Annotated in this window: 8 protein-coding genes and 1 pseudogene; 5 read left to right on the top strand and 4 right to left on the bottom strand. The window is 72.1% G+C overall.

The annotated features are described in order from the left end of the window. Positions 1-62 precede the first annotated feature (62 nt). From JS521_RS24825 to JS521_RS24840, 4 genes are all read right to left on the bottom strand, one after another. Positions 63-728, bottom strand: a complete 666-nt coding sequence (locus tag JS521_RS24825) for an ATP-dependent endonuclease (RefSeq protein ID WP_205085161.1) — start codon at positions 726-728, stop codon at positions 63-65. A 74-nt stretch (positions 729-802) separates the two neighbouring features. After that, a complete protein-coding gene (locus tag JS521_RS24830; RefSeq protein WP_205085162.1) occupies positions 803-2,038 on the bottom strand; it encodes an MFS transporter in 1,236 nt (411 codons plus the stop codon). Beyond that, the gene (locus JS521_RS24835) at positions 2,035-2,487 is read right to left on the bottom strand and encodes a nuclear transport factor 2 family protein (RefSeq protein WP_205085163.1); all 453 of its coding nucleotides are present in this window, start codon (positions 2,485-2,487) and stop codon (positions 2,035-2,037) included. The genes JS521_RS24830 and JS521_RS24835 overlap by 4 nt, the downstream gene beginning before the upstream one ends. A gap of 105 nt (positions 2,488-2,592) precedes the next feature. After that, entirely contained in the window at positions 2,593-4,209 is a 1,617-nt protein-coding gene (locus tag JS521_RS24840; protein WP_205085164.1) for an adenosine deaminase family protein, read from the bottom strand. 369 nt (positions 4,210-4,578) lie between these two features. Here JS521_RS24840 and JS521_RS24845 point away from each other — a divergent pair. From JS521_RS24845 to JS521_RS24865, 5 genes and pseudogenes are all read left to right on the top strand, one after another. Continuing rightward, a pseudogene (locus JS521_RS24845) lies at positions 4,579-6,227 on the top strand (SpoIIE family protein phosphatase). Between the two features lie 88 nt (positions 6,228-6,315). Continuing rightward, positions 6,316-7,125 carry an SAM-dependent methyltransferase gene (locus JS521_RS24850; protein WP_205085165.1) on the top strand — a complete coding sequence of 270 codons (810 nt, stop codon included), beginning with the start codon at positions 6,316-6,318 and terminating at the stop codon, positions 7,123-7,125. Positions 7,126-7,493: 368 nt separating this feature from the next. After that, the gene (locus tag JS521_RS24855; RefSeq protein WP_205085166.1) at positions 7,494-7,811 is read left to right on the top strand and encodes an STAS domain-containing protein; all 318 of its coding nucleotides are present in this window, start codon (positions 7,494-7,496) and stop codon (positions 7,809-7,811) included. A gap of 268 nt (positions 7,812-8,079) precedes the next feature. Beyond that, positions 8,080-9,015 carry a non-homologous end joining protein Ku gene (gene ku / locus JS521_RS24860; protein ID WP_205085167.1) on the top strand — a complete coding sequence of 312 codons (936 nt, stop codon included), beginning with the start codon at positions 8,080-8,082 and terminating at the stop codon, positions 9,013-9,015. Between the two features lie 40 nt (positions 9,016-9,055). Then, a partial coding sequence (locus tag JS521_RS24865; protein WP_205085168.1) for an ATP-dependent DNA ligase occupies positions 9,056-9,789 on the top strand: 734 nt, incomplete at its 3' end.

A 9,789-nucleotide genomic window follows, 5' to 3' on the forward strand; every position in this document is an offset into this window, starting at 1 on the left:
GGTCCGCCGTCGGCCGGCGGGGCGCCGCGGGCCCCGGTCGGACGCTGAGCCGCGAGCCCCGGTCAGATGTGGGCGAGGAGTCCGTCCAGCGGGCGGGGCAGGCGGGTGAGGTCCAGGGCCTCGGTCAGCGCGCGGCCGTAAGTCTCCTTGCGGCCGCCGATGGTCCCCATGAAACGCCGCAACTGCGCCTCGACGGCCCGCTCCCGCTGGGCGGGCTGCCGTTGGAAGATCCGGAAGGCGCGCAGGTCGCCCTGGTCGTCGATGACCTGCTGGACGCCGTCGGTGCCGAGCGCCCGGATCAGTTCGTCCTCCAGGTCGGCGTGGCAGGTGAAGAAGCCCAGTGGCTCCAGGTCGTCGGGGGCGAGACCGGTGCCGAAGCCGGTGCGCTCCAGGCCCTGGAGGAAGAAGCGCTGCTCCGCCGCGTCGCAGAGGCCGGCGGGCCGGACGTCGAGGCCGTCCGGGCCGAGGAGGCGCAGGAAACGGGTGATGCTGGTGGCGCCTCCGAGCGGTACGACCACGATGCCCTCGGCGGTCAGGGTGCGCCCCTGACGTTCGGCGAGCGCCTCGACCGCCGCCCGGTCGCTGACGCCCTCCACGAGCACCACGGTGCGCAGCCCCAGGCCGGCGGCCAGGTCGCGGGCGGCCCCGGCCTCGGCGGGCGTCGGCGTGTCCTCGTCGCCCGCGGCCCAGGTGATGACCGTCTGCCTCAACCGCGTCGCTGTGTCCACCGGGCCAGTCTCGCACCGTGATCGACGGGTACAACAAGGGTTTTCCTCTTCGCCGCCGAAGGCCCGGCCCTGGGTCAGCGGGGCGCGGGAGGCCGGCGCGCCAGGTACAGGCCGACGCCCAGGGCCAGCGCCAGCACACAGCCGGAGAAGGTGAGTCCGGCGTTTCTGAGTCCGATGCCGAGAGTGAGGGCGCCGACGCCGACGACGGGCAGCGAGATGCCCAGGTAGGCGATGACGAAGAACGCGGAGACGGTCGCGGCCCGGTGCTCGGGCGGTGCCGCCGCGCTGATCGCCGTCACCGCGCCGCGGAAGGCCAGCCCCTGGCCCAGGCCGCCGCACAGCGCCCCGGCGATCAGCAGGGGCAGCGAGGTGAACAGCAGGGAGGCACCGACCAGGACAAGCCCGGCGACGAGGACGAAGCAGCCGCCCGGCAGGGCGCGGCGCTCGCCGACCCGCCCCATGAGCGCCTGCCCGGCCGTCGAGGCGAGGAAGACGGAGAAGACGACGAGACCGGTCAGGGCCAGGTTGTGCACGTCGAGCGTCTCGGCGACGAACGCGGGGGCGACCGCCGTGAAGAGGCCGAGCAGCGAGAACCCGGCGAAGGCAGCGAGCGCCGAGGTGGTGAACACGCCGCGCATCGCGGGCGGGACGGCGAGGCCTTGAGGCCGCAGCCGGAGTCCCCGTACCCGGGCGGAGGTCACCGTCTCGGGCAGGAACCAGGTCAGGACGGCGGCCGCGGCGATCAGCGCCAGGTGCACGACGAAGGGCAGCCGCAGGGGCTCGGGGGCGTATTCGGCGAGCAGCCCCGACAGGAGCGGCCCGCACCCCAGGCCGCCCATGTTCGCGGCGGTCGCGGCCAGCCCGGCCCGGGCCGCGCGTCCCGGCGGGGCCAGCTCCATCACGGTGACCGTCGCCGCCCCGCTCAGCAGTCCGGCGGCGAACCCGGAGAGGAGCCGGCCGGCGAACAGGGCGGGGAGCCCGTCCTCGAAGAGGAAGCAGAGCGCACTGGCCGCCGAGAAGCCCAGGGCGGCCAGGAGAACGGGCCGACGCCCCGCCTCGTCGGACACGTTCCCGGCGAGCAGCAGGGTGGCGATCACGCCGAGGGCGTAGACGGCGAAGACCACCGTCACCATCAGCTCGGAGAAGCCGAGCTGTTCCCGGTAGAGGCCGTAGAGCGGGGTGGGCAGCGTGGTGCCCGCCATCCCGATGGCGAAGACGGCCGCGGCGGCCGGGTAACCGAGACGAGTCCTCCGGTGGCCGGAGCCGCTCGCCCGGCTCCCGTCCGCCGCGCTCCCGTTCGTCCGGCTCATGCGTCGGGCGGCGGGTCCGCCGGGGTGGCGACGGGCGTGATGTGGCTGAGCACGCACCGCCAGCCGCCGTCCCGCCGTACGAACACGTCCGTGGTCCATTCGTCGGCGTCGAAGCGGCGGCCCCCGTAGTGGGCCGTGTTGGTGATCCGGACGGTGACCGTCGCGGTGTCGCCATGGATCCGGATCCTCGGCGGGGTGACGGCGCGCATCGCCGAGTGGGTCAGGTCGCCGGACTCGACGTAGGCGAGGAACGCCTCCCGCTCGGTGATGCCGGACTCGGAGACGATGACCCACTCGTCGGCCATGAAGTCCGCGATCCGTGCCGCGTCGTTCGAGACGATCGCGGCGGCCCAGGCGTCGACGATCGCGGCGAGCCGGGCGTGGTCGTCGTCGGGGGCTCCCCGGTCCGCGGGCGGCTCGGCGGTCTCGTGCTCTCCGCTCTCTCCCATGCGGCGAGCGTAGCCGCGGGCCGGGCGAGCCGCGCGTCGTACGAGGGGGCGGGGCGCGTGTGCGGCCCCGCCCCCGGTCATCGACCGGTCAGCGGTGGCGCGGGATCAGCGCGTTCCGCCCTGCCGACGTTCGAATCCGGCGAACGCCGCTTCCTGACGCCACTCGGTGGCCGCCTTCGCGTTGTCCGCGAGGTAGCGGGCGCAGGCCGGGACGGGGGGCGCGATGCCCGGCCGGGATCCGGCGCAGACGCGCACCGGGCGGTAGCCGGAGCGTTCGGCGCCGGTGGCCCACAGGCTGCCGCCGTCGAGGAAGGCGTACGTCAGCGAGGCGCGCGCCAGGTCCTTCAGCTCGGTGTAGCTCAGGCCGTAGGTGGCGCGGGCGTACTGGTACTCGTGGCTGATGTCGATGCGCGAGACGCCGGGGTCGTCGGTGGCCAGGACCACCGGGACGCCGTGGCGGCGGTAGGCGTTGAACGGGTGGTCGTTGCCGGCGACGCCCAGGATCTGCTTGTTGCTGCTGAACGGGACCTCGACGGCCACACCGCGCCGGGCCATCGTCCGGGCGAGCTGCTGCCAGTCGTCCTCGTGGACCAGGTCGACGCCATGACCGATGCGTTCGGCTCCGGCGACGAGGACGGCCTCCCGGATGTGGAACGTCAGGTCCTCGGGCTTGACCAGGCCGGGGGTCAGCTCACCGGCGTGCAGGGTGAGGCGGGCGTCCGGATACTGGGTGCGCAGGTACTGGAGCATGCGCATCTGGAGGCGGTAGTTGCGCAGGGCGCTCTCCCCGTCCTCCGGCTGGACGAGGTTGACGGCGACGAACCGCGCATCCCGCTCCGCGAGCCGCATGCCGAGCGCCATCTGCGTGAACACGCGCTCGTTCGAACTGCCGCGGGAGACCTGGGAGATCCACCGGACGGGCAGGCGGCAGCCGGGGTCGGGGCGGTCGGAGTCGCAGTGCGCCGTCTCCCGGAACTGGGCGTCGGCGGCGTCCGCCTCCCGTACGGCCTCGGCGACGGCCCCGTCGAGCTTGCCGCCGGCGACCAGCTTGCGGTGGAAGGCGGCGAGGTCGGCGTCGTAGCCCACGGAGTCGGCGAGCTTCTTCGCGGCGTCCGAGGCGGGGGTGACCAGGGTCTCCAGGTAGAACTGGTTCTGCTCCACAACGGTGTTGGCGACGTCGGCGAGCATCTTGCCGCGGTCGCGCGTGGCTTCGCCGAACTTGCCGAAGGTGTCGAAGAAGTGGTCGTGGCCGGACTGGTCGGCGGGGAAGTCCTGCATGGACCAGGCACGGACGATCCGCTGCCGGAACTCCGCGTCCGTGCGGGCGTCGGCGGCGGGCCGGGTGCCCGGTCCGCAGGGCGGGCGCACAGCGGTGTCGGTGGCGTCGATGCACAGGTCCCTCTCGCCCGCGAGCTGGATCAGGTACTCGGTGGTGACCGCGCCCGAGAGGTGGTTGTGGAGGTCGCCGCCCTTGGGCAGCTCCGCGAAGAAGGCCTTGAGCCGTGCCGGGTCGTCCCGCAGCGCGTCGAGGCGGACTGCGGTCCTGCGTTCGGCCGGGGTCGTGAGGCGGCCCGGCGCCGTCGCCCCAGGCCGGGGCGACGGGTCCTGCACAGGTGCGGCGGAGGCCGGGACCGCGGGAAGGAGGGTGAGGAGAGCGAGTAGACCGAGCCCGGCCGGGAGCAGGGGCGTGGGACGGCCGGCCGTCCGAATCGATGAGATCACCGCCGCATGATCGCGTCGGCGGACACGCCTGGCGGCCCGAATCGCGTACAGGGACACCAAGATCCACTCGATCGAGTGGGGAGACATGTCGCCCCGTGCGCCTACGGGTTGAGGCGCGGCGCGTCAGTTCCCCCATACCGTCGTGACGTCCACCGAGGCTGTCGGCCGCCGGCGGGCTCGGTGGTGACTCGAAGCGCCTGGGTGTGCTGATGTCCGGGATGCGAGAGATCATCGGAGCATGAGTGGTGATGATCCACTGGCGCCGCCCGGAGAGTGGGGCGGGCGGAGCCGATCAGAGACGGCCGCAGGCGGTGCCATGCCGTCGGCCTGGTCCTCGGGCTCGTCGGCCCGGCGGCGGAGGGGGCGGCCGTGAACGAGGAGCGTCTCCTCAGGCGGTACCAGGCGCTCATGGGGCCGTGCCGCAGTCGGTATGGGTGATGTCGCCCGGTGGCGACGTCACCGTGCTGTCCGGGGGTGGAATCGCCGAGAAGCTCTGGACTCCGGGCTTTGACACCTCGTGGATGGACGCCGTGCATCCCAAGGACCGGGACTGGTTCCAGCGGGCGTGGCGCAAGGCCACGCGGCAGCGGTCCCCTCTCGACACGATCGTCAGGGTGCGGCTCGACGGTGCCGCAGACCGCTTCCGCCACATCAAGATCATCGCGGCGCCGGTCGTCGACGAGGACGGTGAAGTGGAGTTCATCGGAACGGCCACCGACGCCGAGGAGCACTGGCGCGCCCGGATGCGGGAGAAGCTGCTGGCGCGTATGGCGGCGGTGCCCGCGGCCCACGATCTCTCGGAGGCCTTTCTGACGACGGCCGCGGCTGTCGTGCCGGAAATCGCCGACGCGGTGGCCATCTTCCGTGTCGTGGACGACGTCGAGGCCGGTGTGCGGCCTCCGGGGGTACCGGCCGCGGCGTCGCCGGAGCGTGTTGGGCTCGCCCCGGGGCTGCCTCCGCTGCCGCCGCTGGACGCCGATTTCGTGTTGGGTCCGGTCGCCCAGCGGGCCATCGTGAGCCAGGAGGCCCGGCTGCTGGTCTTCCCGTCGGACGGGCCTCCCGGGGAGGGGCTGTCGGACGCTTCCGTCCGGTGGCTGCGGGAGGCCCGCGCGACCGGCGTGGCGTTGCTGCCCGTGGTGGTGGACGGCCGGACCGTCGCGTTGGCGACGATCGCGACCTGCCGGGGCAACCCGCCCCCGGACGAGGCCGACCTTTCCCTGCTGCGGGACATCTTCCAGCAGATGAGCGGGCCGCTGCGCCGGACGATGGAGCTGCAGAGCATCCGTGGGAAGGCGCTCGCACTGCAGCAGTCGTTCCTGGCGGCCCCGCCGTCCGTCGACGGTCTCACGATCACCGCGCTCTACCATCCGGCGGACTCGGCGGCGGAGGTCGGCGGGGACTGGTACGACGCCGTCCGGCTCTCCGCCGACGCCCTCGCCCTGTCCATCGGCGACATCGCGGGCCACGATCTCAACGCGGCCATGGCGATGGGACGCGTCAACAGCATCCTGCGGGGGCTCGCGTACGACAGCGGCCCGGCCGCCGATCCGGCGATCACCCTGAGCCGGCTCGACCGCATCGTGCAGGCGCTCGACAGTCCGTCGATGGTGACGGCGGTGCACGCGCTCCTGCGCCGCCGGACACCGGGCGGCTGGCGCATCGCCCTGTCCAACGCCGGGCACCCGCCGCCCCTGCTGATCCCGGCGGACGCGCCGTCGCGGTATCTGCACGGCCTCACCGCCCCGGACCCGCCCCTGTGCGTCACGGACAACCTCGCCCGCACCACCCTCCGCGCGGACCTGCGTGCCGGTGACACCCTGGTGTTCTACACCGACGGGCTGGTGGAGACGCCGGACACGGACATCGGCGACAACCTCCGGCGGCTGCGTGAACGCACCGACGCGCCGGCCCGCCGGAGCCTGCCGCTGCACTCCCTGGTCCGCGGGCTTCTGCCGCCTCTTCACCACCGACGCGACGACATCGCCATCATCGCCCTGCGAGCCCGGCCGGACTCCTGACCACCCCTTCGGGAACCTCATCGTTTGCGCCCGGAACAGGGCCTCTATACCGTCGAGGAAGCCCGTCCTCGGACGAAAGAGGCTCTGCATGAACACGCCGAACGACCGTCAGGACGGACTGGCGACCTCACGTGCCCACTCCGCCCGGGTGTACGACTACATCCTGGGTGGCAAGGACCACTACCCCGTGGATGCGGAAGCGGGCGACGCCATGGTCCGGCACTGGCCCGCCCTGCCTGTGCACATGCTGGAGAACCGCCGCTTCATGCACCGAGCCGCCCGCTTTCTGGCAGAGGAACGGGGCATCCGCCAGTTCCTCGATGTCGGAACCGGTCTTCCGACGTCGCCGAACCTGCACGAGATCGTGCAGGAGGCGGCTCCGGAATCGCACGTGGTCTACGTCGACAACGACCCCATCGTCCTCGCTCACGCCCGCGCCCTGCTGCGGAGTTCGCCCGAGGGCGCTACCGCCTATGTGGACGCGAACATGCACGACCCCGACGCCATCCTCGGCAGCCGGGAGTTCCGTGAGCTGATCGACCTGAGCCGGCCTGTCGGTCTCATGGTGATCGGCATCATGCACTTCATCCTGCCGCCCGACGACCGGCGTCTGATCACAAGGTTGCTGGATCCACTGCCGTCCGGCAGCTACCTGGCGATGACCGTCGGCACCGCGGACTTCGCACCCGAGGAGGTCAACCGGGTCGCCCAGGAGTACCGCCGGCAAGGCATGCCCTTCGTCCTGCGGGACCTACGGTCCGCCACCTCGTTCTTCGACGGGCTGGAGCTGCAGGACCCGGGGGTCACCCAGGCGCATGCCTGGCGCCCCGGGCCGGAACAGAGCGGCATCGACGGCCGCGACATCGCCATGTACGGGGCAGTCGCCAGAAAACCCTGACGTGGCGGAACGCGCCGCTGACCGACGCCCTGACGGGAACCTTCGGGGCCGCCGTTCGAGTACCGGTGTACCGCCGTCCAGCCCGCGTGCGATCACCATCTCGGTCCCCCTGGCCACGGGGCGGGGCCGTTGCGCGCGGCATCTCCGCCGGCCCCGTTGACCTGCTCTGCGTCCGGAGCGGTGGTGGGTTCTCTCAGCGCGGTCCCTTCAGCGCGGCCGGGATCTCACCGGTGCCACCGGCCTGCTCCCACCCCTGACCGGTGTTCAGGCCGAGCCGGGCCCGGCAGAGCCCTCTCCCGCCCCGGGCGAGGACAGCGGGTATGCCCCTGGCATCTGGCGCGATCTCACGGCAGGGAATACTCATCTCCATGTCGACCCCCGAACGCAGACCGAGCAGCGTGCCGCTGGCCGTCATCGCACCCCGCGGCGAATTCGATCTGGACTCCCTCCCGCCCCTCCAAGCACAGATCGACACCGCCCTGGCCGATCACGCCGGCGTGATTCTCGACGCCAGCGGCATCACCTTCGCCGACTCCATGTTCCTCAGGCTCCTCCTCACCACCCACCAGCGCACCGACCTGCGCATAGCCGCCCCCTCTGAAACCATCGAACGTCTGCTCGCCGTCGTCGGCGCGGACGCCTTCCTCCGCGTCTACCCCACCGTCGAACAGGCCCGGAACGCCTGATTCACCCGCCGATGGCTGCTGCGGCGGGGCACGTGCTTACGCGCCCCGCCCGGCCTCGGAGGTCTACAGCGCGAGAACGGTGTACGTAGAGCGCCGCCCGTGGTGACCCACCCGGGCCGGGCCGCACGACAGCCGCGCTGGTGGAGATGCGGGCTCCTCTGCCCCGCGTGAGGATCAGCAGTACGACGTAGCCGGCCCGGCGCTTCCGACCGGGCGTTCCCGGCCCTTCCTCGCCGGACAACGGCGTGGGGCACTGGAGGTGGAGAAGATGCCGCGACCACTATGGGCCGGTGCCATCAGTTTCGGGCTGGTCACGATCCCGGTGAAGATCGTGTCCGCGACCGAGGACCATGACGTCCACTTCCACCGAGTGCACCTCACGGACATGGGCCGGGTGCGGACGAGGAAGGTCTGCGAGCTCGACGGTGAGATCGTCTCCCAGGACGAGATCGGCAAAGGCTACGAGATCGCGAAGGACGAGACGGTCGCGGTGACGGACGAAGAGCTGGAGCAGATGCCGCTGCCGACGGCGAAGGCGATCGAGATCGCCGCGTTCGTCGACGCCGGCACGATCGACCCGGTCCGTATCAGCGACTCCTACTACCTGGCCGCCGACGGACAGGTCGCCGCCAAGCCCTACACGCTGCTGCGCAAAGCCCTGGAACGCTCGTCGAAGGTCGCAGTCGCCAAGTTCGCGTGGCACGGGCGTGAGCGCCTGGGGCTTCTGAGGATCCGGGAGGGTGCGATCGTGCTGCACTCCATGAAGTGGCCCGACGAGGTCCGCAGCCCGCAGGAGCTGGCCCCGCGCGAGGTCGAGGTCGGCGAGGAAGAGATCGAGCAGGCCCTGGAGCTGGCCGAGCGGATGACGATCGAAGACCTGTCCGGCTTCCACGACGAGTACCGCGAGGCCCTGGAGAACATCATCGCGGCGAAGTCCGGGGGCGAGGCCCTCCCGTCCCCGGCCGACGACGGGCAGCCGGAGAAGGGCGAGGTCGTGGACCTGATGGCCGCCCTGAACGCCTCCGTCAAGGCCGCGAAGGAATCGCGCGGTGAGGACGGCGAGGACGCCACCGTGCACGAGATGCGGCCGTCGAAGAAGACCGCCAGGAAGGCACCGGCGAAGAAGACGGCCGCGTCGAAGAAATCCACGGCGTCGAAGAAGACGGCGAAGAAGACGGCCGCGAAGAAGCGCAGTGCCTCCTGACCCTGCTGCTTCGAGTGCCGGACTGCCGAGGATCGAGCCGATGCTCGCAACCCCCGGCCCCCTGCCGCCGGCCGGAATGGAGGACCTCTACGCGTTCGAGGTGAAGCAGGACGGACAGCGCGCCACGGTCTACCTGCCCGGCGACGGCACCCTCCTCGTCCGCGCTCGTTCCGGTACGGACATCACCGCCGCCTACCCCGAGCTGCTCCCCCTCGCCGACGCCCTCGGCACACGGAGCGCCGTGCTGGACGGTGAGATCGTCGCGCTCGACGATCAGGGCCGCAGCGACTTCGAGCGCCTCCAGCAGAGGATGGGCCTCGTCAGCGCTCCAGCGAAGGCCGCGCGGATGGCGGCCCGGGTGCCTGCGCACCTGATGCTCTTCGACGTCGTACACCTCGACGGCCGCCCCGTGACCAGCCTGTCGTACGCGGAGCGGCGGGAACTGTTGGAAGGTCTCGGGCTGGCCGGGCCCGCCTGGTCGACACCTGCGGCGATCACCGGCCACGGGGCTGAGGCGTGGGCGATGTCCCGGGAGGCCGGGGTGGAGGGGCTGATCGCGAAGCGGCTGACCTCCCGGTACGAGCCCGGGGCACGGTCGAAGAGCTGGGTGAAGATCAAGGTGCACCGGCTCGCCGACGTCGTGATCGGCGGGTGGGTACCCGGACGCGGCCGGCTGACCCGCCAGCCCCGCCCCCTTCTGGTCGGCGCGCCCCCCCACGGGCGCCAGCACAAACCCGGCAGCGTCGGGACCCGCAGGGGCCCCCCCGCAACCGC

Source organism: Streptomyces durocortorensis, from assembly GCF_016901035.1.
Classification (GTDB): domain Bacteria; phylum Actinomycetota; class Actinomycetes; order Streptomycetales; family Streptomycetaceae; genus Streptomyces; species Streptomyces durocortorensis.